Source organism: Streptococcus oralis (assembly GCF_001075675.1).
Lineage (GTDB): Bacteria > Bacillota > Bacilli > Lactobacillales > Streptococcaceae > Streptococcus > Streptococcus oralis_V.
In genome coordinates this window covers 45,963-70,724 of record NZ_JUNW01000019.1, presented here as the reverse complement: position 1 = coordinate 70,724, position 24,762 = coordinate 45,963, and the positions used below count along the sequence as shown (strand labels likewise).

21 protein-coding genes and 1 pseudogene are annotated in these 24,762 nt (G+C 35.3%); 3 read left to right on the top strand and 19 right to left on the bottom strand.

The window, feature by feature from the left end; genetic code table 11:
* Positions 1 to 138 precede the first annotated feature (138 nt).
* The 17 genes from ADM50_RS02730 to ADM50_RS02650 all read right to left on the bottom strand — a co-directional run bounded on the left by ADM50_RS02730 (position 139) and on the right by ADM50_RS02650 (position 20,633).
* Complete coding sequence (locus tag ADM50_RS02730; RefSeq protein ID WP_049484438.1) at positions 139 to 1,878, bottom strand: glycoside hydrolase family 13 protein; 1,740 nt, start codon at positions 1,876 to 1,878, stop codon at positions 139 to 141.
* A gap of 178 nt (positions 1,879 to 2,056) precedes the next feature.
* Entirely contained in the window at positions 2,057 to 2,548 is a 492-nt protein-coding gene (locus ADM50_RS02725) for a phosphoribosylanthranilate isomerase (protein WP_001086572.1), read from the bottom strand.
* 63 nt (positions 2,549 to 2,611) lie between these two features.
* Positions 2,612 to 3,493, bottom strand: a complete 882-nt coding sequence (locus ADM50_RS02720) for a diacylglycerol/lipid kinase family protein (protein ID WP_049484437.1) — start codon at positions 3,491 to 3,493, stop codon at positions 2,612 to 2,614.
* 235 nt (positions 3,494 to 3,728) lie between these two features.
* Positions 3,729 to 5,699: a DUF2075 domain-containing protein gene (locus tag ADM50_RS02715; protein ID WP_049484436.1), complete on the bottom strand. Its 1,971-nt coding sequence runs from the start codon at positions 5,697 to 5,699 to the stop codon at positions 3,729 to 3,731.
* A 10-nt stretch (positions 5,700 to 5,709) separates the two neighbouring features.
* Positions 5,710 to 7,320: a DNA cytosine methyltransferase gene (locus ADM50_RS02710; protein ID WP_049484435.1), complete on the bottom strand. Its 1,611-nt coding sequence runs from the start codon at positions 7,318 to 7,320 to the stop codon at positions 5,710 to 5,712.
* Between the two features lie 12 nt (positions 7,321 to 7,332).
* On the bottom strand, positions 7,333 to 9,414 hold the full coding sequence (locus ADM50_RS02705; protein WP_049484434.1) for an AIPR family protein: 2,082 nt from the start codon (positions 9,412 to 9,414) through the stop codon (positions 7,333 to 7,335).
* A gap of 21 nt (positions 9,415 to 9,435) precedes the next feature.
* On the bottom strand, positions 9,436 to 10,368 hold the full coding sequence (locus ADM50_RS02700) for a PD-(D/E)XK motif protein (protein ID WP_049484433.1): 933 nt from the start codon (positions 10,366 to 10,368) through the stop codon (positions 9,436 to 9,438).
* Positions 10,368 to 13,115, bottom strand: a complete 2,748-nt coding sequence (locus tag ADM50_RS02695; protein WP_049484432.1) for a Z1 domain-containing protein — start codon at positions 13,113 to 13,115, stop codon at positions 10,368 to 10,370. The genes ADM50_RS02700 and ADM50_RS02695 overlap by 1 nt, the downstream gene beginning before the upstream one ends.
* Positions 13,108 to 14,574 (bottom strand): ATP-binding protein, encoded by a 1,467-nt coding sequence (locus ADM50_RS02690; protein WP_049484431.1) that lies wholly within the window; start codon positions 14,572 to 14,574, stop codon positions 13,108 to 13,110. Before ADM50_RS02690 ends, ADM50_RS02695 begins: the two co-directional genes overlap by 8 nt.
* Positions 14,575 to 15,017: 443 nt before the next feature.
* The gene (locus tag ADM50_RS02685) at positions 15,018 to 15,584 is read right to left on the bottom strand and encodes a hypothetical protein (protein ID WP_049484479.1); all 567 of its coding nucleotides are present in this window, start codon (positions 15,582 to 15,584) and stop codon (positions 15,018 to 15,020) included.
* A gap of 111 nt (positions 15,585 to 15,695) precedes the next feature.
* Positions 15,696 to 16,106: a DUF7668 domain-containing protein gene (locus ADM50_RS02680; RefSeq protein ID WP_049484430.1), complete on the bottom strand. Its 411-nt coding sequence runs from the start codon at positions 16,104 to 16,106 to the stop codon at positions 15,696 to 15,698.
* Between the two features lie 37 nt (positions 16,107 to 16,143).
* Positions 16,144 to 16,872 carry a CPBP family intramembrane glutamic endopeptidase gene (locus tag ADM50_RS02675; RefSeq protein ID WP_049484429.1) on the bottom strand — a complete coding sequence of 243 codons (729 nt, stop codon included), beginning with the start codon at positions 16,870 to 16,872 and terminating at the stop codon, positions 16,144 to 16,146.
* 178 nt (positions 16,873 to 17,050) lie between these two features.
* Positions 17,051 to 17,659, bottom strand: a complete 609-nt coding sequence (locus ADM50_RS02670; RefSeq protein WP_049484428.1) for a Type 1 glutamine amidotransferase-like domain-containing protein — start codon at positions 17,657 to 17,659, stop codon at positions 17,051 to 17,053.
* Between the two features lie 57 nt (positions 17,660 to 17,716).
* Positions 17,717 to 18,145 (bottom strand): aminoglycoside 6'-N-acetyltransferase, encoded by a 429-nt coding sequence (gene aac(6') / locus ADM50_RS02665; RefSeq protein ID WP_042902296.1) that lies wholly within the window; start codon positions 18,143 to 18,145, stop codon positions 17,717 to 17,719.
* 444 nt (positions 18,146 to 18,589) lie between these two features.
* A complete protein-coding gene (locus ADM50_RS02660) occupies positions 18,590 to 19,174 on the bottom strand; it encodes a Cap15 family cyclic dinucleotide receptor domain-containing protein (protein ID WP_001005371.1) in 585 nt (194 codons plus the stop codon).
* Positions 19,175 to 19,179: 5 nt separating this feature from the next.
* Complete coding sequence (locus ADM50_RS02655; RefSeq protein ID WP_001270697.1) at positions 19,180 to 20,067, bottom strand: nucleotidyltransferase domain-containing protein; 888 nt, start codon at positions 20,065 to 20,067, stop codon at positions 19,180 to 19,182.
* A 134-nt stretch (positions 20,068 to 20,201) separates the two neighbouring features.
* Complete coding sequence (locus tag ADM50_RS02650; protein ID WP_001178677.1) at positions 20,202 to 20,633, bottom strand: recombinase zinc ribbon domain-containing protein; 432 nt, start codon at positions 20,631 to 20,633, stop codon at positions 20,202 to 20,204.
* Between ADM50_RS02650 and ADM50_RS02645 the strand changes: the two are divergent.
* From ADM50_RS02645 to ADM50_RS02635, 3 genes and pseudogenes are all read left to right on the top strand, one after another.
* Positions 20,631 to 20,810: pseudogene (locus tag ADM50_RS02645) on the top strand (Y-family DNA polymerase); the annotation flags it as partial. The gene ADM50_RS02650 and the pseudogene ADM50_RS02645 sit on opposite strands and share 3 nt — an antisense overlap.
* Positions 20,807 to 21,175, top strand: coding sequence for a hypothetical protein (locus ADM50_RS02640; RefSeq protein WP_000567197.1), 369 nt, complete (start codon positions 20,807 to 20,809; stop codon positions 21,173 to 21,175). The pseudogene ADM50_RS02645 and the gene ADM50_RS02640, both read left to right, overlap by 4 nt.
* Complete coding sequence (locus ADM50_RS02635) at positions 21,162 to 21,461, top strand: DUF5960 family protein (protein WP_001072467.1); 300 nt, start codon at positions 21,162 to 21,164, stop codon at positions 21,459 to 21,461. Before ADM50_RS02640 ends, ADM50_RS02635 begins: the two co-directional genes overlap by 14 nt.
* A gap of 117 nt (positions 21,462 to 21,578) precedes the next feature.
* On the opposite strand, the gene msr(D) is transcribed toward ADM50_RS02635, so the two are convergent.
* Positions 21,579 to 23,042, bottom strand: coding sequence for an ABC-F type ribosomal protection protein Msr(D) (gene msr(D) / locus ADM50_RS02630; protein WP_000420313.1), 1,464 nt, complete (start codon positions 23,040 to 23,042; stop codon positions 21,579 to 21,581).
* A 119-nt stretch (positions 23,043 to 23,161) separates the two neighbouring features.
* Positions 23,162 to 24,379, bottom strand: a complete 1,218-nt coding sequence (gene mef(A), locus ADM50_RS02625; protein ID WP_000417519.1) for a macrolide efflux MFS transporter Mef(A) — start codon at positions 24,377 to 24,379, stop codon at positions 23,162 to 23,164.
* Positions 24,380 to 24,762 lie beyond the last annotated feature (383 nt).

Sequence of the window (24,762 nt, the reverse complement as noted above, 5' to 3'; positions counted from 1 at the left end):
TACAAGTCTCTTTTTCATTTTAAACACCATTCACTAATCATTCAGCTAGTAATCGTTGACTTAGCTATATTATACTACATAAGTCAAAAAAAGACCGCACGAATCACCCATTCATTACAGCCTTTTTAATCCTATTTTTTATTGAATGACGAAACCTTTAGGCAAAATCGCCAGTTGCAGTCCCAATTCTTGGCAATGACTGGCTAGCACTACAGAATCACGGTCTACAAGATAGTTTTCACTTGATTGGTTAAAAATAGCTTGGACCTTTTGTCCATCATAATCCCATTCAAGAGCTAGCACGTCCGGCTTAATTTCTTTTAGGCTATAGGTGCCATGTTGGATAATGCCTGAAACCTCCTTACGAAGCTGAATCAATTTCTTCATGAAGTTCAGCATGTCATTACTGTCTGAAACACGGTCCCAAGGCATGACACGGCGACAATCTGGGTCTGGTCCGCCACCTAACTCCAACTCCGTTCCATAGTAGAAACACGGTGTCCCTCTTTGTAAAAAGAGACAAGCAAGGGCAGACTTAACGAGTTGGACATCTCCCTTGGCAGTAGCCAAAATACGCTCCGTATCATGCGAATCCAGAAGATTGAACATCACTTCCGAAATCTGTTGTCTATAGTACATTGATTGGCTATTGATCTCATCGATGAATTGAGGTGACTTCTTAGTCCCTCGCAAGAAATAATCCTTGATGCTGTCGGAGAGAGGATAATTCATGACTGCGTGGAATTCATCGCCATTTAGCCAAGGCTGAGAAGTGTGCCAGACTTCTCCAAGAATATAAAGGTCAGGCTTTTTAGCCAAGACAGCCTTACGGAAATCTCTCCAAAATTGATGGTCTACTTCATTGGCCACATCCAGGCGCCAAGCATCAATATCAAACTCTTCAATCCAGTAGGTCGCAACTTTTAACAAATAGTCCCTCACTTGAGGATTGGCCGTATTGAGCTTGGGCATATAGCTGGCAAAAGCGAAGGTATGATAAGGGAGTTTTCTTGGATTTCCAAGCTTATCTTTGGTCACGGGAAATTCTTGAACATGGAACCAGTCTTTATATTCCGACTTTCCACCATGCTTGAGAACATCCTGCCACTGCAGAGACTGATCCCCGATATGATTGAAAACAGCGTCCAGCATGATTTTCATCCCTCTCTGATGGGCCTCCTCCACCAGTTTACGAAAAATTTTCTTATCTCCAAAATGATGATCTATTTCGAAATAATCCGTCGTATTATACTTGTGATTGCTTGGGGATTCAAAAATCGGACAGAGATAAAGACCTGTAATCCCTAAGTCTTGCAAGTAATCCAGATGGTCAATAATGCCCTGTAAATCACCACCAAAGAAATCGCTCGTCTTTGGCTTGATAAAGGAATCCCAAGCTAGCGCACCTTCAGGTGAAATCTCAGGATTGCCATTAGCAAAGCGTTCTGGGAAAATCTGGTACCATACCATCTCTGCTACCCAGTCAGGAACATGGCAAGCATCAATCTCATGGATATACGGAATTTTAAAGCCATTTCCTTCATAATGAAGGTTTTCTAGCGTATTTTCAACACATCCCTTATCGCCATACAAAATACTCTGACCCTGCTTATCCTTGAGTTCAAAGAGATACTGGAGTCGTGCATAGCCAACTGAAACTTCCGCTTGCCAGTAATCAAATAAGGCATCAGAAGTTACTTTGACCATCTCCTTGATTGCTTCATAATGGTCCTCTAAAAAGATAAAAGTGTCTCCATAATGCAAGTTGATGCTTTCTATATCATCTTTCTTGGTCCGGATACGAATGTGCATTGTCTTATCCTTATAAAGGTACGCATACTCTGACTCTGGTCTATGGTAAATGGCTGTTAATTCCATTGTTCTGTCTCCTAGTTTACTTTTATTCATCTTGCTGCGCAAACGTTTTCATTATTGTGATTCTAGTATACTACTTTAAAATTTTATTTTCAAGACTTGTCCGTAGTTTCGAGTGGATTGTTTTTGAGAATATAAAAAAGCAGTAAGATTTAATACCTACTACTTTCTGATTGATGATTTACAAATGCCTTTCAAGCCAATCTATCTTTTTAAAATCTTTATTATTATTGTGGTCATTTCGATAGGAATCTTGGGAAGAAGCCTTGTATATACTGAAATACTGTTCCAAACTTGGAACACGAAACGTGATGTCCTCGAGATGAATCAACTCTATATCTGATTTCGAAACTCCTGCAAAATCAGGTAAGGAATCGATACTTCCAAATTCAACGCTCACATCATCTTTTTGGAATTCGTGCTCGTGAATATCTACCAAGGTATAGCCTAAGTGGTTCATCACTTTCATTATCTTGTCCCAGTCATAAATCCTGAGATGATCAGGCGCTTCCCAGCCTCTAGGATCTCCAGAGACATGAATGTCAATGTCAGACGGCTCCCAATCTTCATTTGAACGGTATTCAAAACCCAAAGACCCCATGAGCGTGGGTGTGATTCCAACTTGGTTTAAATGAGAACAAATTGTTCGAAATTCATCAAATAGAGAATTCATCCTTCCTCCAATCTTTGATATAAAACTTTATTTCTCAGTGAAAGACAAACTTGTTTCTATCTTCTACTCTTTCGGTTGTGAAAAAACTTCAATATGCTGGCCCAGTACCTTAATCTCTACAGGTAGGTTATCCGACTTATCGCCATCAACATCTGACTCCAACTCACTATCTGAAGAGATTTTAATAGTACGAGCTCTGATATACTCAATATTATCATTGCCGACAACATCGCCTTTTAGTAAATCAGGAATGACGGATAATTTAGAGAATAGAGAAGCATCTTTTAGAATCAAAATATTGGCATAGCCGTCTTTGTTTTCTTCAAAGATTTTCTTATCAGCGAAGTAATTTGTCAAGAGAACCAAAACATGACTCGCTTCACCATCATAATTTCCATTTTCTGTCTCAACCTTAATGTTAAAGACCTGATCCGTCATCACAGACTTCATGGTATTTACAGCATAGGCTAATATACCGAATTTTGTCTTGTCCTCGATCTCCACATTGTGAATCGCCTCAGGCAGAGAACCGATACTAAAGATATAACCAAAATAGTTATCATTTGCTTTACCGATATCAATCTTGTTGGTTAAGTTAAAATCAAGTTCATCAATCGCACCATCGATGTCTTGATTGATTTCCAACAGTTTCGTAATGAGGTTACCTGTACCGCCTGGGATAATCCCTAACTTAGGAATGTAGTCTCTCTCAGCAATACCCGAAATGACTTCATTGACAGTCCCGTCTCCACCGAAAACAACCACTGCATCGTACTGCTCACGAGAGGCTTCCTCAGCAAAGTGTGTTGCATCCAGCGCTTTTTCAGTAATTTTGGTTTCCACGTGCTCAAAATAATCTTTGGCCTTATTCTCCAGCTTGGCCTTATAATCCAAAGCCTTTTCCCCACCAGAGGTAGGGTTTATAATTAACATTGCTTTTTTCATTGATAATACTCCTTAAATAGTTACAAAATTTCTAGTAACTAATTATATCACTTGAGTTATGTAAACGCCATCTAAATGCTTGAAAAATCGAATCCACTAACTAGAATAGAGACGTTAATCTGTCAAATAAAACACTCAACTTTTAAAAATTCTTTAGACTTCTGTACGATATAGAGCTCTTCATCCTCTTGAGAGACTTTTCTAAACAACTCATTTGCCCTGCTCACTTCTCCTTTTAATTACCATTTTGTAACTCTTCTATTCCACAACTCTTCAAATATTGAAAAGTTTTATCATAATAATCCCTGTTTCTTGATGAATCTTCTTCTGAACCTTCAGGAACATATATAACCAATCCCTGTCTTGCTCTGGTTAACAAAACTCGATAAGCGTTTTTCATGTATCTCTGTCTTTGTTCCTGATTAACATGATTCCACTTCGTGCCTCTAAATTTAAAATAATCAAAACCTTCAGTTGTATATCTAAAATCAGCATCCCATGCTAGTATTGCATAATCAAGCTCTAAACCTTGCACTTTAAATTCAGACGCCGCCACCTCTAAATAATATGAAGAGTCAACACTCTCTTTTCCATTCAAAAACCACCCTACATGATTTATATCTGATGGAACCCATATACCTTCAGCTCGCAATCTTTTTCCTTCTGAGCTTGCTAAAAGTCCATATCTTTCTGTTCCACGAGCCTGGTCTTTCACCCATTTTTTCGCTAATTCAAAATTCCGTGTCAGAAAAATTGGATATGATTGTTCAAGTTCACAAAAGATATTTCGTGCTTCTTGTGTGCTTCCATCTAACAACAATTTCACAAAAAGCGCTAATTTTTCGCTTCTAAATGAGCGTAACGAAATCCCTAAATGTAAATCGGAAATGCTATGATACTCTCGTCCATGCAATAATGTTACGATATCTGAATTTCCAACGTATTCTGTATCTGTAATTTTATCCGAAAGATATATCTTCCAATCTGGATAATTATCTGTCAAAGTTTCAAACCAATCTTTAATTCCTGCTTCTCCGTTATAAATTTCTTGTCCCCCACCCACAAGACAAACTATAACAGCCCAATCTCTATGTCGATCCATAATACTTATCAAAAAATCAGGTTCTGACTGATTAAAATCGGGGATTCCTTTTTTCCGCTTCATAAAATCAGTGAGTGACTTTTTGTTCCATGCTCTTTGAGCCTCATCAAAAATTGCTACCTTTTCTACTGGTGCCATATTCGTACTCAAAGCTTCATCTCTGAACTTATGAATAATTTGAATGAAGGCTTTCGTTTCTCGAAGGGCACTTTTCTTAGTTATGCCTTCTCTCTCTACACGATCTATTGCGAGCGCATTTTGCAAAACATCAACCAGTGGACCATTTCCTGAAAGAAAAACAGCATGCTCATTTTCATTAAAATGATGGCATTCGTTTGCTATATTCAAGCCAGCAAGTGTTTTTCCAGCACCAGGTACTCCTGTAACAAAACATATTGCTTTTTCATTGTTCTTCTTACATCGATCGATTACATTAGAAATTGCATCTGTCGTTATAGATAAATTCTTTACACCAGCATCATTCCTAGAAATATCTTCAACACCATGTTTTCTATACAATGCCTGAGCGGCTTCAATTATGGTAGGTGTTGGGGTATATCTAGAATTCATCCACTCCTTTGCAGATAACGGTTTGTCATTAATTCTTGAAATAGTTTCTTGAATAGTACTTCCAATATTATTTTCATTACAAAAGAGTGTGTTAAGAATATTATCTGTCCTATAATTATACTCATTCTGTTTTTCTGTCGCCTTCGTTGAAACGTTAATCGGGACAAGATACCTAGTCCTACTTTTATCATGAAAATATTTCAAATCCAACGCATAATCCATTACCTGGTCTGTGGTAGATTTCTTGTACTCTTTATCACCTACTTTAAACTCTAACAGAAAAATAATTCCCTCTATTAAACATATCACATCTACTCTATGTCCCATTCTTGGTATAGTATATTCGAAAATAATCTCACCCTGAGAAAATTTAATTAATTGCTCCTTCAGAATTTGAATCTCAGATCTCCAAGCCAACTTTTGGAGATCTGTAGTCTCAAACTCATTATTAATCAATAATTTGCTGAGAACAGACTCATCATCCTCTAATATAAAGTTGGTTATAGAATCAAAATAATATGCTCTTCGACTCATAAGTATCTCCTTAGTCCTTTGATAACGCTTTATTAAGCTGGTAGGCTAATTTTTCTGCTATTGCTTTTGCCATTATAGGCGGTACTGCATTTCCTACCTGCTGATATTGCTTATCTTTTGTTCCCAAAAAAACAAAACTATCTGGAAAGGTCTGTAAACGAGCTGCTTCTCTTATACTCACAGCTCTGTCTTTTGTAGGATGTACCCACATTGATTTACGCACATTAACAACGGTACCCGACGGCTCATCATATTTTAGACGAAGGTAGATCGTGTTCTGTGTTCTTGTAACATCCGTATAGGTGTTTGTTTTCATTTCTTCCGATAAAGAATGAAAATTTTGTCCTTGTTCTAACGCTTTAAAACGCTCCATAGCTGTTGGTGTTGTTTTCGTTATAATATGATTATACAATATCTTAGAATCTCGAAGAGTCTGAGCTAAATCACTTAAATCAGTTTTAGCTTGTAGCTTTATGCCATTTTTATCATCGGATACATTATAGACTGGCTCAACATCTTCTAAATCTTGGATAGCGTCTGCAACCGTCCTATATGGACCGTCTTTATATTTTCCTTCTGGAAGTTTAATCTCATTTGCAATATCTTTACGGATACCCATTACAACAAAACGCATTCTTTTTTGTGGAGCTCCAAATTGAGTTGCGGATAGAACATCTTCCGTAATAACATATCCATCGTCATCATCGCTCCTCTGCAACTTTGCCTTTAAATAATCAAAAATAGCAAATGAACGTATATTTGCAATTAGTCCTTTATTATCGGTATAGCTATCAACCACAATATCGTTTTCATATATCTCCTGCGCCTTACTTATCATTCTTTGGTACATAATTGCCGGTTCAATTAGTGTCTTGATCTGAGATTCTTCTATTTTTCCAGCGTAGTAATCCAGCATTGCATTAAACGCAACATTATCAGCGTTGAGAATGAAATCATCTTCATTTTGCTCGGTGTGCTTTTCTGATATTTTTATCAAACGCGGTCTGTGCTTTTCCAATACATCTTTAAATTTGGTTACATTCTTAGACGCTTTATAGATGACGTTCAATTCGAGATAATCAAAATCATCCCATTTATATCGAGCAATTTCTTGCTCAGACTGCACAACATTAATCGCCCCATCAAACATAAACTCAGCATCCAGTAAAGCCAACTCCGTATTAGCAGTTTCAATCACATTGCTATCCACTAATTCTAGGTCATCCTCACATAAGTAGAATCTATGAACATCTGATCTAAGCATACTCACATTTTCCATTACGAATGCTTTTGGTCTTAATTCCAAGATTGCTCTAATATACTGTTTCACCAGGGAATTATTCTGACTAATTGCATGATTCTTTTGCCTATTTGCATTAGAAAATCCCTGACAAGGCGGTCCTCCAATCACAACATCAATATCGCCATATTTTTCTTTTATTTCTGCATAGTTAGCATCTCTAACATCACCAAATACAGCTACTCCCGGATGATTTTTCTTATAGGTTTCCTGCATTGCAGGATTAAATTCATATGCAACTTTTATATCGAATTTTTTTGTTTGCATAAATCCCATGCTCAATCCTCCGGCACCTGCAAACAAATCTATTGTATTAAACATAGTTCCTCCATCTTACGCTTCAGTATTAAAGCCTTCTTCGGAGGCTTTGCGCAACAATGCAAGTAAACGTTTGCATTGATATGTATTTGGTATTTTAGCAGGCATTTTACATGCAATCGCTAATGCAGACACATCTGTAGGTGTAACCATATGATTTCTAACAACAAACTCCGATAATCGCATCCACATTTCTACAGGATAATTAACAACCGTTGTCTGTGCCTGAATTTCATTTACAACCTTTTGCTCTTTCTTAGCGGATTTCTGTGCAACCTTCTGTTCATCGATAGTAATTAAACAGTTCTCAATATCTTCAGGAATATCAATATGTATCTTCTTTACATCTTCCCAACAATCATTTCTCTTACACCACTGAGTAACGTTTGCGACTTTTCTTGACGGATCAGTTATTCGTAGAAGGACCAACTCTGCCAATGCTATTAAAACTGTACCCACTTGTTCAGGCACACTCTGCCTATTCCATATCAACATCAAATCAAGTTCTTGTCCTTTATATTGGCTATGTAACAATCTTCTAAATTGTGCCAATGTGTAATATATGATATTTGCACGGTATCCACCCTCGTACCAAGGCTGTTTTGGTATAGTCTTCTCTAAATATTGGAACAAAAGAATCAAGGCTGCAGTAGTTTGGAAATATCTCTCATTAAACTGTTCCTCATTTGCATTCCATTGCTCATCAATGTACTCTGCAAACGAATTAAAATTGGTCTGCGCACCCTTACTTACAACCTGAGGGAATCCTCTCCATGTATTCTGAACCTTTGCAAGATCTGTTTTCTTAATTACCTTATTTTTAGGATGTTGCAACTCAAATTGTTTTTTCTTTGCAGGTGTCAAGCGCATTTGTTCTTGCAGATATTGTCCTCTTGCTCTTTCATAAAACCATTTCGTTTCATACTGTGCGCCTTCAGATGCCGGTGCAAATAAGTGTCTTGATATTTGTTCCATACGACGATGAAATGGATGAGATGCAAAAAAGTCTGCATCACTAACCTTATTTTGACTGTTTGATGATCTAGAAATATTTCTGATCAACTCGTCTGACTCTTCTGGTGTTGATTCATCAATTGAAGTCAATTTCATTTGCACAAAAATAGATGACAAATCTGCTTTGTCTTTATATCTTGCATTTGAAATAGAGGCCGTTGTCTGTCCACCATTAATAATCTGAAAATCTCTAACAAATGTGATAAATCTTCCATGGTTTGTATCCTCTATCTCAACATCCATTGCAGTTGCTGATATACCGTTATTAAACGCAAAAAACATCTGCGGATTGTTCAAGATAGTACCTCTTATTTTCTTATTGACCGCCACTTTAGTAGATAAGAATGATCTGACATTTCCCTCCAAAAGTTTACTTCCATACTTGTCATATATATCAGCCAAAACAGTTCCAGGAATTACTCCCAGATAGCTACTGTACTGTTCTGTAGACGCTGAGCTAGCTTCTATACACGGAATACCTTCACCACAATATTCCTTAAAGTCAATCTCAATAATCTGACGGCCTTGCTCTGAACAACAGACTCTGAACAAACGATCAATATTCCATATCTGACCTTCTACCGGAATAGAATTATAGTCATCAATTTCTACGGCCTTTATAGCAGCACTCATATCTGCATCGGTAAATACAAGAAAACGATATTTACGAATCGCCTTTTTGTTATACCTTAAAAGATCTACTAAGTCTGCACATGGTGTACTTATCTCTATTTCTTGATATAAATTAGTTGTCAATGCTGCATCAAGAAATTTCATAAGCAAGCCAAAATCCTTATTCGCAGCTGTTCCGGTAAGTCGGCGTTCCAAATCATTACCATCAAAATCCGCAATAATAAGATTCATCGTATTATCGAATTCATCGTATACATAACCGTCTACTCTATAATTACTACGCCCACTTTTGCCTTTATAAAAAGACGTTGTGAAATCTGATAACGCCTCAGCATCAATTAGATACTGCGCCATATTATCTACAAAGGATGCACATGACCCTTCTCCTGTAACTGCTGCAGCAGTTTTTATACTCTCTATAAAATCTTTTTTAAATTCGGTAGAATCCATGCTAACATCCTCCCATTTTCGTTACTTTTCCCAGCTTTTTATGCTAGGGATATCTATCTGATAAACAGCATTCGTTATTTCTGTCGGAACATCAACTCTCCGTATTCTCGGAAATGATTCATTTACAGTGTATACTTGCTTTGATGACACACTAAAATGCTGTTTATCATATTCTTTCATGTCAATATAACCTGCAGCGCCAAGTTTTAATATTAGCTCATCTGGATTTTCGCCGTGTCGTGAAATCAACTCTATTACCTCATGAACCAATCCATATAACGTGAATGATTTTGGTTGATCCGGTGCACATTTATCGATACGATAAATAACCAATTCTCCTTCATCATTTCTATCTAATTGCTCAACAGAAGAAATTGATATTTCTGAAGATGAAGCACCTGTAGATTTAATCTCATGCCAACAATCTGCATATACAAAATCTTGATCTGCTCCTTCTGAACCAACCCAGCCTGCTAAAGCAACAGACGGTAACATTCCATTTTCTATCTTTTCCTGCAGGAACAACAACTCTCCAATGAGACCTTTCTGTGTATTTCTACCTAATACCGCATTGCTTTTATGGTCTAATAGTTTTAACCATGCGTTATATCTGCGCAATACCTTAAGCAATGCCATATCATCAGTTTCTACATTGGAATACTCGATAATATCTCCTGCCATTGTTATGAAAACATCTTCCTGTTTTCGATCCATCAATGTAAAGGAAATTGCATATTTTCCATCCTTCCTCTGATTACATGAAGCATCGATACATTTTGACGAATCTATTTTTTTAATTGCCTTTTGGCTCACTATTACGACAGACTTATGCTCCGGCTTTGCATATCGAACATACCACTCAAGCGGATGCTTTACAGATAATTTCAATGCTCCGCCAGAATAGTAATTAATAGTATTCCACTTTTCTCTTAATTCATTTTCTTTACCACTCATTACATATCCTCATCGTCATCATAATTGTCATAAACGTCCACCCAATTTCGCAACTCAATTAAGTTAACCTTATAATTTGCAGTTTCAGTGGAGCCACTAGTGTTAGGGAATCCCACTCCTAACGCAAATAAAAATTCAGGTAAATCTTTATTCTCAGACTTTGAATAGTCGGCTTGTATTATATGTAGCATTAAAATAGGATCTCTGTTGGCTATCAAATACGCTTTGTCCGGAATATTTTTCTTATTCTCATTTCCTGGTATGTTTCTATATGCTTCTTCCGCATCTTGAATCTCGTCTTTGGATAATCCAATTCGTGTACATCCACCAGCTCCAACACGCAACTTAGTGCCACTCACACTGATCATTTTTTTATCAGCTAAAATTTTTCTTTTTTCTGTCCCTTCAATCTCTAGCATTTCATCACCGCACTGCAACGGTTCATTGAAAGGAATACCTGATCCTGTTTTTATTAATACTACATCCCATCCATTGCACCAATAATGGCTCTCTATAAACTCTGCAAGTGCTCTACCATTAAAACTCAAATGCCATGGATTTGTCTCGAAATCCAATAACAATTGAGCCACATTATCTCCAGGAACATTTTTCCAATAATAATGTCCCTTCGTACGTTCTTCATCAAAAAATCTGTTTCCAATACTATTCAACGAATTCACAAAATTCTTGAATGCAAACTCATTTGAAGTCAAGATATTTTTAGATGCCTTTAATCTAGGTGTCTCAAGTAAATTGCCAGACACTGTAACAGGACATGTCAAATCAGTTGCTGTACGCATCTTGTTTCGCGCAGTCACAATTAATGCGCCAGGATCTTGTCGAACTTTCAGACCAAAATCTCTAGGAGTTTGATTTGCATTTCTCATTTTCGAGATTTCTTCCTTAAGTTCAGCTGTAGCTCTAGTAATTTGTCCGTACCAATCGATAGCCTCTGGTGTCATCCATACCTTTGCAACATCTTCGTAATTTGGTCTATATCCAAACCAACGCCCCATTTGTAACAAAGTATCGTACATCTTTGTATTTCGATGAAAATATGTTACGCCAAGACCCTCTAAGGTCAAACCTCGCGACATACTATTTCCACCTACAGCAATTACACGCAAACCATCATTCTTATGATTAAAATAATCTAAACTTGATGCACCAGTTTTCATATTCACTGCACGAACTTCAATAGGAGAAATTGCCTTGTGCAAATATTTTTTTAGCATGTCTTCCCATTTTATTTCAACAATCTCACTCAAATGATATTTGTCCCAAACAACATGCATCGCCTTTATATTTTTTATTTTTTCACTTTGAGAAAGTGGTAATTTAGCGTAGTTTCGAACATCCGATTTCACCTGATCTAACCACTCATTCAGTATTTCTTGTATCTGATTTTGAACATTGGTATAAAGGCTTATATGTACCATCATAGACCTATGTTCTGTAAGGTCACCTCTATAATCACGAATTGCATTTAATAACAAGAAATAATAAGCGGCTTCATATAAATCTTCAGGTAAATCTTCTACCACAAAGTCTTTTTTATGTTTTGGAGGAAAACACGCTTCTAACTCTTCTATGTCAATCTCCTGAATCATGTGATCTCTATCAGAATTTTCTCCAAATATTCTATCAGCCCCAATATAATTAGTCGGAGCGGACAGTGCATATATAAAATCAGCTGGGAAGAGATCAGCATCTTTTTCTGGATCGATAAATATATTTGCAAAAGGTGTCGCCGTAATACCTAAATACGTAGTTTTACTGAATAGATTCAATAAACGTCTAATACAGTCATTAATTGCTGCAGGCTGAGAATCTTTATCTTTTGTATTAACTGATGCGTTATCAGCCTCATCATCAATTAGCATGAGAGGCAGATCAATCTGTCCAGCAGCATTTTGCGTGTTATTATCTGATAGCCACTTGATCAAATTATTCAAAATTCTTTTATTTTTCTTCACAACTAAAATGACAGGACAATTAACATTTTCTATACCTAAGTTATTGTTTTTAAGAATACCGCTATCAAAATCTTTGGTCACGGAAGTAAAAGCAACGATTTTTTTATCTGTTCCATATCTTCCTACACCGACTGGCTGATTCTTTATACCTTGTTCGGCTTTAGGATCCAGATAATATTCGCTTTTTCTTCCAGTACATTCTGCATCCAATCTTTCTTGTGTTTGCTTACGCAAATTCTCCTGCATACCTGCTAAAACAATAATAATTCGATACCCCGTATCCGCAGCTTTGTTACAAATAGCTGTGTAGTTAGCAGTTTTCCCTGACTGTACATCTCCTAGAACCAGACCTTTTATTGAAAAATGATCTTCTGACGGATCACCACATAAATCTAATATTTCATCTGAAACTTTACCAAGATTTGTTGTAACTCTCGGATTCCAATGTTTCATTTGTTCCAGATATTTCTTATACCTGTTCCAAAAGAAGAAATCGAGGTCGGCTCTCTTTGAAGGTAACCATGATTGATGCCCATTGTTCCGATCATTAATATATACCCCAATATCCATCTGGATTACTAATGATTGCTTGAGTCTAGAAATTATCTCTGCAAATTCATCATCTGAAACCGGCATAATAGATGAATTTGCATTTCTAATCTTAGTGGCTTCCTTTAGAAATTCTTCTTCTGTAGGTGGAACTTCCTTATAAATATTGTTAACAAATGCGGAAATTATATTTTCTAATTGTTCAACATATGGATTAATCATTCTTCAAAATATCCTCCTTAATTTTTTCTACTATATCATGATGTGCCGAATAAGGTTCAATGCAATCAATAGCATCCAGTAGATTACATTTTTCTTGTTTGCCAACACACATCGTAATCATTTCCTGCAGTGATTCAACTATTTCTACATCTGACTGTTCATTATCATTAGTTATTTGCTCATCATTATTCAGATCCACATATAATTGATTAAGTGGCAAACCTATCTCAATTTGTTGTAACAAGGCATTTAGAGACACCTCTATATTAGGATTCACTTTTATCATTTGTTGCACAATCGGATGTTTACGATTAACTTCATAATAAAATCCGCCATGTCTATTTTTAATGCGATTCCACACATGAGTTTCGGTATCACTTACCTCTTTTTTTCCTCTAAAGGTCCAAGTTCTTTTACTCCTCTCAGCAATTTGATTAATAATTACCTCCAAGTTCTTTTTAACTTCTGCTGGAGGTGATGCGGATGATTTCTTTATGTCTAAATTCCACAGATGATCTAACGTGTTTGGAATATCAACACGAATTCTGGCAAGTTTTGATAAATCTCCTTGCCGCATCATTCTGAACCAAGTCCCCCAAACCAACAATCTTTTGTTTCTATATATATAAAAACCTTGTTGTTTTCGTAGTCCATCTTTACCCCCAAGTAATTTTATTTCTTCAGATGACAGATTAGATATGTGAGGAAGTACATAAGGTCGAACTAATATCTTATTTCCATGAATAACTAATGTTTCATCATCCATAACTTGAACACTTTTCTCAGATAAAAACGGATCTATTCCTTTGATATTTTCGCCATTAATTGAAATTTTAAGTTTTGTGATACCTGATTCACCTGCTAAGTAACGATGGTAAACAAGAGAAAGATGATCTCTGACATGGTCAATATTTCGACCTAACGATAGTTCAAAATTAAACTCTCCAGCCTTCAAACGATCTAATTTTTGCCATACCACCAATGTACCAGATTCGTTTTTTACCAATTTGTCAATTTGAGGTATACACCAAATATCTTCTTCTTCCAAAACATTTAAAGACCAATCACCGACTTCAGAAACATGATCTATATCCCATTGACGTCCAACTATATACCTCCCTTGCTTAGAGATAATAGTAAGACATCTACATTGTGATAACGATGCTGTTTTTAACCCTAAACCAAAACGGCCTAAATCTTTTTCACTTCTCTCTTCTATTGGATTCTTACTCCCATATTGCATAGCAACATCAATTTCTTCCTCTGTCATTCCCTTACCATTATCAAGAATTGTAATATATGCATCGTCTATTGGAAAAAAATTAATAATAACATCTTTTGCATTTGCCGCAATACTGTTATCAATAATATCAGCCACTGCTGTCTCAAGTGAATATCCAATTGCTCTAGTTGACTCTATTAAAGTAGGGGCATATGGTGGTAAATTTTTTGTTCTCATTTTTAATTCCTTTATCAATCATTCTTATAGATAACTTTTTATCGATTATCTACGTTGTCGTCTAATAAAACATCTTGAACAACCAATGATATTTAGTTATCTCAGATCAAAAAGTAAAGATCACTCATAAGTATATCTACATTAACATCTATAGTTCTATCTCGCCTTACTATTGATGTTGAACTAATAGCAACTTTCTTCTTAAGATCAGTTATATTTGTACCTATGTTACCATTGCTATTATAGATGATGTTACCAATGAAAAAGTTTCAGATTTAATCCACTTTACTCTTTATATTTTTCTTAGCATTCTTTAATAAAATTTGTTTGCAGAGTTCAAAGCTCTAATAAAGCTTTGAAGCGTCTCGCCTAGAAATGTAAAAGTGAAATATTTAGCTGAGCTTTATCTTCAAAGATATATACTCACAAGGAACTTTTGTTGACTATTGCATTTCTTCCAGCTCTTCTTCCATATATCCCTCTACATCTTCAATCTCTACAAACATTGGATCTAGGTGACACAAGAAGTGCCAATCTTTGATTCCTTTTTTTCTATAGAGAATCGCTTCGCCATCTTCACTTCCGAAATAGCTTCTATCTACTTCATACCCTTTGCTTTCTAAGAAAGCTTTTGCCTTGTGGAAGTTTTTTTCTCTTGCTTCGATATAGGCTATCACTTCATAGTTATTGACGACATACGCATCTACTTTTGTAGCTCCTTCGATTACTTTATTGTTTTTAAGGGACAGATTCGAAATTTCTTTCCAAATGATCTCAACATTTTTCTCAGGGTCAAACGAAAATCTAGATAAAGGGACGATATTTCCATTGAAGACAATTTCCATATAATCCGGCAAGTGTTTAGGATTAACATACTCTACTTTAAAACCATCTTCATTTTCTAGAGTATATCCAGGGATTTGAGCTACAAAGGCTTTTCCTTCTTCTAAAGTCTCAAATACGACTAAATCCTTTGAATAATTGTTTTGGTACAATTCTAATAGATACATCATTAATCCTTCCGATATTTGAAAAACCAACCAAGATTTAAGCAACTTACAACCTAATTATCTATCCTTAGTATACACATGTATTACATAACGAAGATATTTAACTAAAGATTATCCAGGATCAACATCTATAGAAGTTATTTTGTAACCATCATTATTGTATAAAAATTCTAATTGTAGGGTTAAATCTACTAATTCAGAATCGGAGGTCATCTCATATTCAACAATAAAGCCAGTTTGATCATTAAATTCATAAACTTGTAGTTGGGAATACTCATAATTCGGATGGAAATTACAATCTACTCCATATTCATCAATTTTATCAAAATCATTTAATTGTAATGAATCGTCAATATATTCAAGCAACTCTCTTACATCATCAACTTCCGAACCATCAACACAATCCATAATATCTCTATAATTATTTAGATGAATTGCTCTTAAAATCTTTTTAAGTACTTCAATCACTATTTCTTCATCTAGGTAGTTTTCTTTGTACTCAAAATCATCGAATATTCCCATGATAATAGTTCCTTTCCTAAAATTTAATATCCTTTTCCTAACTAATTCTATTACTAGCCAATATCGTATAAATCAAATAACCAATAAAAATGATAATAAAAATAACATTAATTTTTAACACAAAATAGAGATTTAACAAATTTGCGAACGCATGAAATAATATACAGTATCCCACAGATTTCGTTTGACGGTAAAGAAGCCCTAAAACAAAACTTAAAAATAATGTATATATAAAAAATAAAATAAAAGGAAATCCTTGATGACTTTCTCCAACTATAAACCATAAAGGCAGATGCCAAATTCCCCAGATTGAACCTACAATCAAATTAGATTGCCAATAAGTATATTTTTTATCAAGTAAAGGTTGTAGTATACCTCTCCATCCTAATTCTTCATGTCCGCCACCAAAAAAAATTAATTGAATAAAGAATAGTGGCATCAGATAAATTGATACTTCATTTAATTCTAAGGAAGATACAGAAAATAGTATCAAAATTGCTAACAAATGAATAATGAAATAAATACTACTACTTTTTCTTTTAGTAAATACAAAATGTTTAAATTTTATATTATTCCTTTTCAAATAAAAGCCACTTGCAATAGCTGGACCAAGCGCACCTACTATATGTAACATTCTCCCTATAAATGTTTCTAATCCCAAAATATAAGATTGAGTAAAGATGGCAAGAAGCCCCCAAGCTATATAAGTAATTCCAAATGTACAATAAAGATAATTTTTAAATTTCTTTTTGTCAATTTCTGTCATTTTATCTTCCTTATTTTGATTATTTTATATGTAATATTTGTTACTGCTTCTTAGTTGCTCTCGATTATAACTACCTATATTCTATCATAAAAACACAAAAAAGCCTTACAATCAAGGTTTTTCATTATTCATTTCGTCAATACTTTAGTTTCGTAGATTCAGATTCGCATGATAAAAACTAGTCAATTTTCTCTATGATATTTCCAAGTTTATTCAATATAAGACATGAATGATCATTTAGTGGAATTATGGGAACATCAACAAGTTCTTCAGCTCTATCCTTATTTGCTTTATCATTCCATGAATCATAATGGACACTAATTAAAAACTGACTAAAGAGTCCTAATCCATTTTTTATCTTTATCTGATGATCTGAATTATCATTAGGTGAGACATAGACTTTTTCTCCTAATAATAGGGCTCCTGCAGAAAACCCTATAACTTTTGCCCCTTTATTAAGCATATGATCGATATAATTTTTGAACTCCTGATTGACATAAGTAGCTATATATTTTTCCGTATTTCCTCCACCAATGATGATTAGATCAGCATCTAAATAGCTATCAAAATCAATCTGCTCAGTGTCCAAAAGTAAGTAATCAGTGTTTAGATTAGGAAATTGACTTTGGAAAACTTCCGTGTACCTTTTCATATAGGGTTGCCAATTATCTCGAAAAACTGTAAAAATAACAATTCTTTCAATCTTGCTTGATAATACAATTTTATCAACAATGTTATATTTCGTTATTGGGGGATTCCCACCCATCAAAAAAATTTGTTCTTTCAAGTTAACACACTTTCTAAAGAGACATAAAATTTAAACAAGTTTATTCACGTTTCTAAATTATAATTTCTTCTTAAAGTGAATAATTCTATTTGCCTCCTGAAATCCAATATTGAGATGAAATCTTATAGAATCCGTATTCGTTAAAGTACAGTCACTTGCAAATTCCTTACATCCTTTATTTTTCGCCCATTCCTCACATTTTGTACAGAGATTTTTAGCAATATTCTTTAAACGATATTCCTCGTCGACAATAATCCCTTCTAAGAATCCAACAGGACTATATTTACAACCTTCAACATAATCAAATCTAAGTGAACATAGTGCTAGACCTACAATTGTATCACCTTCAACTTCAGTAAAGATTGCAGTATTTTTGCCATTCGTATATTTTTTTACTTCATCAAAAGCTTCTTTATCGGTCAATTGGGGCCATAATTGTTTTATTAGTTTAGCCGTTTTTATAGAACCTTTTGTTATTCCATCCATATTGATGTTCCTCCGCAAATTACAAGCAAATGTTTCGAATCACGCTGTTACTTTGTTACTCATTGATTGATACCAATACCATCCCTTTCTACTTTTCGACTGTCTCAGATCGGACGAGCAGAGCTACACAATCAGCGGTTCGGACTTACCGTATCATTTCGTCGGTTTCCCTCCTCATTCTACGAGTCCTATCCCATGGGCGGAGCATCTACTTCTACTTCGCTGATGCCTCAGCTCGTACAAGCAGTGATACCGCCTCGACGTGTCTTGACGGTTACTACCTATACTGTGAAACGAAATCAAAGCTGCTGAATATCCGTATTAAACTATTAAACGTAACTAATGCGAGTATTTACGGCTTCGTTAATATACAGTATTGTTACATCTATGCCAAGTTTCCGATAGTTAGTTCTTCTTTCTTTATTTAAATCTTTACAAATCCAACTAGCGAGAAGGGTTGTTTATCTCAAAACTCATTGAACCTTTGGTTCCTCGATTAGTATAATAATTTCCTTCTAGTTGATTTGGATTATCAATATCAAGAATTACCGTCCCATAATGTATAGGACTTTGCAATTCAGCCCTTGGGCTATTTAAATATGTATAAATTAATTTTTGTGTTCCATTATCATTGATAATTGATGCTGTAATGCTATGGCTCGAACTTTCACCCGTTTTAAACTTAACTTTAATAGTCGTAAATGACTGTTCAATAGTAAGTTCACAATTTCTTTCATTCTGATCATAGTCCGTCTTGAAACTACCTACATAATTCGCAAATAAAATTGGAACATTATGAATCTTAGATAGTAATGGCCACCGCCATGCTGTTTTTTCAAAAATAGCCATAATAATTGCTGTAACTGATATAGCTTCACCAATATACCCAATGGCTGAATATACCAATGCCAAAATATCAGATTTAAGATTCACTGCAATCTCTTGGCCACTTATTAACAATCTTAATAACAAGCAAATTGCAAAAACCCATATTGTAATATTCAAAAATTTTTTCTGCTGTTCATTCATAAGTTTTATTTATAATCCAAAAATTCAATCATTCTAACTAAAAAAGTTTTTGTATCCTGTAAATTCCATTTCTGCTCTGAACGAAAAAGGTAATACATTCCACTTACTTCAACCCAATTTAAATTCACTTGAGACACTATGTAATATAACGCTTGCTGTAACAACCCTGTGTAGCTATTACTATTGAAAAACATCTGTTCAGGTATATTCCAGACCAAACATTCTATCAAATATGAAGAAATGCGTTCGTTTGTCAATCCTAGCTCCTGCATCTCGTTCTTAATATGCTTCATAATCCTAACTAAATATTTATATTTATAGTGAGTAGATTTATTCTTAGAGATACCATTTTGTATATGAACTTTAGGATAATTAATTACTTCATAATTTCCGTTTGAGGTAAAAAATTTGATGCCTTCAACAAATTTTTCAGATGACCTGCTACCAATATATCTATAATTTCGATATTGAAAACATGGGACTACATCTGCATTTACGTGATATGAGTTAGAATTAATATTGATACACTTATTGCCAATAGAAACTGATTCTGCACCAAATTTTGAAATTAACGCTTTAATCACTTCGTTTTTAAATACATTAGCATTGGTGCTGCTACTAGAGTAATTATAGTCTAGGTCCGATAACCCATCTACATACTCACAATAAAATAAAGATTTCACCATGATACAGATATCAATGTCGCTATTTTTCTTTACATTCGTATTATTTGCATAAGAACCTTGGGCAAAAATTTCATATTCATACTTTGAAGAGAGCCCACTCCTTTCTATTGCATCTTTAATCATTCCAATAGTATTTTCAACCCGTGTTTCTTCAGTGGCAGATAACGGCTTAATCCATGATTGTAATGCTTCTTCAGAATATCTCATTATAAAACAACTCCATTTTAGTTTTTTGGTTAATTCATAAAAAGTAACCGATATTAAAAAAATCCTACATATAATTATACCACTAAACAAGAAAAAAGGCTGCAAACATAGTGAACTATACTATGCCTACAGCCTTATAAATCAACTTCTGTTCCTTCCAAAAATCTAACGGTTATCTGTCCATCCTCCGAAATCAAAATACTATCTAGTACCTGACACATCTCAAAGGAATCATATTCCCAACACTCCTTATTTATCAATTCAGCCAGTAACACACTGTAATGCTTTTCTAATAACTGGTTTTCTTCCAAGATCTTATTCCACTTTCCATGCAACAAATCCATATTCTCACTCAGTAGTTTAACTGCCATCATTACAGCTTTCTCTAGTGTTCCCTCATCGATATGGTTATTCTGACAACCAATCTGTCCCTTTACCTTATAACGGTTGTTACACTGCCAAACTTTACGTTTGCCACGACTGGTCGTCCAGTTCTTACGTCCAAAAGCTGAACCGCATTCTGCACAGAACACCTTGGTAGTAAAAGGGTTGTCCTCATTTTGCATGATGTAGAAGAAATTGAAAAAGAAAATAGACTTCAGACAGCTATTGATGTTGTCAGAGAACAGTTTGGCTTTTTAGCCATACAAAAAGGAACCGTCCTAACTGAAGGTTCCTAAAATATTGAACGCAGTAAACTTATTGGCGGTCATTCCGCTGGTGGATTGGAGGGATTAAAATGATTGACCGTTCATCCTTACCATTTCAGTCAGCAAGAGAGTACCAGGATACAAAGATGCAAAAATGGATGGGCTTTTTCCTATCTGAACATGCATCAGCACTCTCTGATGATACAAACAAAGTAACGTACATGTCTGACTTATCACTAGAGAAGAAATTATTACTCCTCAGTCAAGTATACGCCGGGCAGCTACGCACACGCATTCAAGTGATTGAAAAAAACAAGCGTGTTTCCTACACTGGAACAATACCAAGTCTGACCAAAGATTTCATTTTGATAAAAACTACAACAGGTCACATCAATTTGAAATTAAAAGACATTATTAGTATTGAACTTGTCGAGGAGGTGCTCTATGAATCAGCTTGAGTTTCAGCGTAATCACCTACAAATGGACTATTATAGCGAGAGCTACCAAGATTTTGAACGTGACTTCTACCGCTACTCTAACATGAATATTCCATTGACCTTCCTAACTGATGATATCCTAAAAACAATGGCGACTTCACGTAAGAATTACTTTGTCCTCAATAAGGAAAAGTCCAGAGATAACCGCGATCACTTCTTCATATTTGAAGTAAGTACCGTAGATGAGAATCCGCTAATCTATCATTATACATATAAGAAAACTACAATATATTTAGCAGAAAAATAGGAGCAGTTCAATTGACTGTTCCTATTTTTAATATTCATAAAATCTAAAGTCTTTATACTCTTTAACAATGGAGTCGCCAACCAGAACAGACTATACTGACCAGCGACTACCTTAAATTTAATGTTTCAGATTTATTTTCTTATCTCTAATTTCATAAACTACATCTGCTACATTTTCGAGTAATCGTTTATCGTGGGTGATAAACACGATAGTTCCGGTGTACTCCTTCATTAGTATTTCCAAAGCCTCTAAACTTGGTATGTCAAGGAAGTTACTGGGTTCATCCATTATTAGGATGTTATATCTACCCATGAGCATTTTAGCAAGCAACAATTTTATAATTTCTCCACCGCTTAAAACAGATAAACTTTTTCCAATATCGTTCTGTTTGAACCCCATAGATGCTAGCACTGAACGAATTTCTGATATATTGTAGTCACAATCCTTCTGCATAAACTCCATAACATTCTGATTACTGTTGTACTTGTAACCATTCTGTGCAAAGTAACCTATTTTTGCCTTAGGCGAAATAGAAATTCCTTCTTCATGGTTTAAGATCATTTGGATTAAAGTTGTTTTTCCGATTCCATTACCACCAGTTAACGCCACTTTTGCTCCTAACGGAATTTGAAAAGATGCATTTTCAAACAGAGCCTTATCCCCAAATACTTTATTAATTTCTGCACCGACTATAGGGTATGGATTATGGAGCTCCAATGCTTTACTTTGCCTGAAACGAATTCTGCGAATGCCTTCCGGAGCTTCTACTTTTCCTAAGGCCGCAATCCTGTGCTCTAGGGTTTTAGCAGCATTATACATCTTTTTTTCCTTACTTCCTATTGATTTTTGATGAGCTAAACGCCCTCCGTCTTCAGTACTTTTTTTCTTTGAAGAACCTTTTGCCTTCTGTTCTATTTTACGAGCCTGTTTTCGCTTTTCCTCCGCAGCCCTTTCCAATCGGGCACGTTCCGCAATAAATTGTTCGTATTCTGCAGCTTGGCTCTTACGTTCTTCCTCTTTCTGACGAAGATAATCAGAATAGTTTCCCCAATACTCAGTGATTTTGCCATCTTTCAGTTCCCATATTTTATCTACTATTTCATCAAGAAAATAGCGGTCATGGCTAATAACTAACAGTGCACCTGTAAAATATTTTAGCTGTCCTATTAGAAAATCAATTCCTTCACGGTCTAAATGGCTCGTAGGTTCATCCGCTAAAATACCATGAACCTGTGCCGATAAGGCCTGTGCTATTTTAAGCCTTGTTTCTTCACCACCGCTCATAGTCTGTATATTTAATTGCTCAACACCTAGCTTGCCTACAAGTGCAAAATCTTTTTCCTCCTGCAGAGTTACTTCGTCCAACTGGGGAATATAGGCAAGTTCACCCAGACGATTCATTTTACATCCTGGGGGAGTTAATTCTCCTAAAAGTACCCTGAGTAAAGTGCTTTTTCCAGCACCATTTGCTCCTACTAAACCAATACGGTCATAATCATATACTTCTAATTCATTTATATCTAAAACATCGCGTCCTTTGAATTCCACACGAATGTCTTTTGCTTTTAATATTAATTCCATAACATTTCCTCCTGTCTATAATCGCATGCTTTCATTTGCTTGTATGCAGGGAAAACCCTGCGATTTTAGCAGGAAGAGTTACATGAAAATAAGATACATAAATATTCCTCCAATATTGTTTATTTTAAATCTAATTTTCTAACCTCAGTTATCATTTGGCAAACTATAGCAATGCCAATAATTAAAATACCTGATAGTAAAAACCAATGATTTACACCGATTTTATCAGCAAAGAATCCAGAAAGAATTAACCCAATTGGCATAGCAAGTGACATGATACTTCCGATCAAAGAAAATACACGTCCTAAATATTCAGGCTTAATTTTCTCCTGAAAAAGAGCTGTTTGCACACCGCTATAAAATGGCACCGAAAGCCCCATTATTGCACAGCAAACTACGAATATTACAAATCCATTTGGAGGAAGTATTCCCGAAACGGCTAAACTGGTCCCCATTATAAAAAATGAACTTGTTATTAGTAATACATGCTTTTCGAAGCCCCCTAATCTTCCTAATAATAAGCCTCCTGCTAGCATCCCAAATGCAAAGGAAATTTCCGTAATAGAAATATGCACAGGCGTTCCATTAAAGTGTTCCATGCTTATTAAAGGAAATAGTGCATTGATTGGCATATAAACAAAAGTATATAGTGTTCCTAAGAGTAATAAGGCAAACAATCCTTTGTTTTGTCTCAGAACCACAACTCCTTCTTTCATCTCCCTTATGAAATTTGGTTCTAAACTTTGCACTTGATTACCCAGCTTAGGTATACGTACAATTGCTACCGTAATAGATGCAATCACAGCACCCAATACGTCGATGGCAATAATAGCATTTAAATCCCAAACGGAGTATAAGAGTGCTGCAACTGCCGGACTAACAATATAGCTTATAGACTGCAAAGACTGACTATAGCCTGCGCATTTCGTTAGCTGTTCTTCTGGTACTAAAAGTGGTGTAACCGCATTGAGTGCTGGGGTATGAAAAGCTGTTCCAATGCTACGGATAAACAATACTATCATAATCATCCAGACAGGTAGCTCCATACAGAATGCAACAATAGCAAGCACTGCACCAGCTGCTGCGATAATTAAATCGGCACCAATCATTATCTTCTTCCTATCATGACGATCCACTAGCACACCAATGGCAGGTCCCAAAATCGCATAGGGTAAAAAACCTACTAATGAAGCCATAGACAAGACCATCGCAGATCCTGTTTTTTCTGTAAGGTAAAAAATAATCGCCATTTGCAGGATGGCACTAGTGATTAATGATACTGCTTGCCCTGCCCATATTGCATAAAATTTTCGTTTCCAATTGTTGTATTTTTCCATTTATATTATCTCCTGCATATTATTTTGCTTGAATTTCTATTTTGAATAGCATTCTAGGCAATAAAAAATGCAGGCCAAACCCCACAATGTGGCTTTTGGTCTGCATACATACAATTTGGAAACATTCATATTAAAGACATAGTTAAATAAAGGTATAGTTAAATAACCAATATCCTCACCGTAACTAATGAATGCTCAATATCGTATAAATAAGCACAACAAAAAAGCCTATCATCGGGTATAGATTCTGCTTTTTTTATTGCCAGCTTATCTTAAACGCATTGAGGCTGTCATAGTTTCGGTTCCTCCTACATCTTTGTTTATATCAATTTATAGTATAACACAACAAGATGATATGTTCAATATAAAAGTTATGGAATGAG

What these genes read in the sequence shown, in the direction of transcription:
- ADM50_RS02730 (WP_049484438.1), bottom strand. Translation starts at nt 1,878, where the DNA reads ATGGAATTAACAGCCATTTACCATAGACCAGAGTCAGAGTATGCGTAC.
- ADM50_RS02725 (WP_001086572.1), bottom strand. Translation starts at nt 2,548, where the DNA reads ATGAATTCTCTATTTGATGAATTTCGAACAATTTGTTCTCATTTAAAC.
- ADM50_RS02720 (WP_049484437.1), bottom strand. Translation starts at nt 3,493, where the DNA reads ATGAAAAAAGCAATGTTAATTATAAACCCTACCTCTGGTGGGGAAAAG.
- ADM50_RS02715 (WP_049484436.1), bottom strand. Translation starts at nt 5,699, where the DNA reads ATGAGTCGAAGAGCATATTATTTTGATTCTATAACCAACTTTATATTA.
- ADM50_RS02710 (WP_049484435.1), bottom strand. Translation starts at nt 7,320, where the DNA reads ATGTTTAATACAATAGATTTGTTTGCAGGTGCCGGAGGATTGAGCATG.
- ADM50_RS02705 (WP_049484434.1), bottom strand. Translation starts at nt 9,414, where the DNA reads ATGGATTCTACCGAATTTAAAAAAGATTTTATAGAGAGTATAAAAACT.
- ADM50_RS02700 (WP_049484433.1), bottom strand. Translation starts at nt 10,368, where the DNA reads ATGAGTGGTAAAGAAAATGAATTAAGAGAAAAGTGGAATACTATTAAT.
- ADM50_RS02695 (WP_049484432.1), bottom strand. Translation starts at nt 13,115, where the DNA reads ATGATTAATCCATATGTTGAACAATTAGAAAATATAATTTCCGCATTT.
- ADM50_RS02690 (WP_049484431.1), bottom strand. Translation starts at nt 14,574, where the DNA reads ATGAGAACAAAAAATTTACCACCATATGCCCCTACTTTAATAGAGTCA.
- ADM50_RS02685 (WP_049484479.1), bottom strand. Translation starts at nt 15,584, where the DNA reads ATGTATCTATTAGAATTGTACCAAAACAATTATTCAAAGGATTTAGTC.
- ADM50_RS02680 (WP_049484430.1), bottom strand. Translation starts at nt 16,106, where the DNA reads ATGGGAATATTCGATGATTTTGAGTACAAAGAAAACTACCTAGATGAA.
- ADM50_RS02675 (WP_049484429.1), bottom strand. Translation starts at nt 16,872, where the DNA reads ATGACAGAAATTGACAAAAAGAAATTTAAAAATTATCTTTATTGTACA.
- ADM50_RS02660 (WP_001005371.1), bottom strand. Translation starts at nt 19,174, where the DNA reads ATGAATGAACAGCAGAAAAAATTTTTGAATATTACAATATGGGTTTTT.
- ADM50_RS02655 (WP_001270697.1), bottom strand. Translation starts at nt 20,067, where the DNA reads ATGAGATATTCTGAAGAAGCATTACAATCATGGATTAAGCCGTTATCT.
- ADM50_RS02650 (WP_001178677.1), bottom strand. Translation starts at nt 20,633, where the DNA reads ATGCAAAATGAGGACAACCCTTTTACTACCAAGGTGTTCTGTGCAGAA.
- ADM50_RS02640 (WP_000567197.1), top strand. Translation starts at nt 20,807, where the DNA reads ATGATTGACCGTTCATCCTTACCATTTCAGTCAGCAAGAGAGTACCAG.
- ADM50_RS02635 (WP_001072467.1), top strand. Translation starts at nt 21,162, where the DNA reads ATGAATCAGCTTGAGTTTCAGCGTAATCACCTACAAATGGACTATTAT.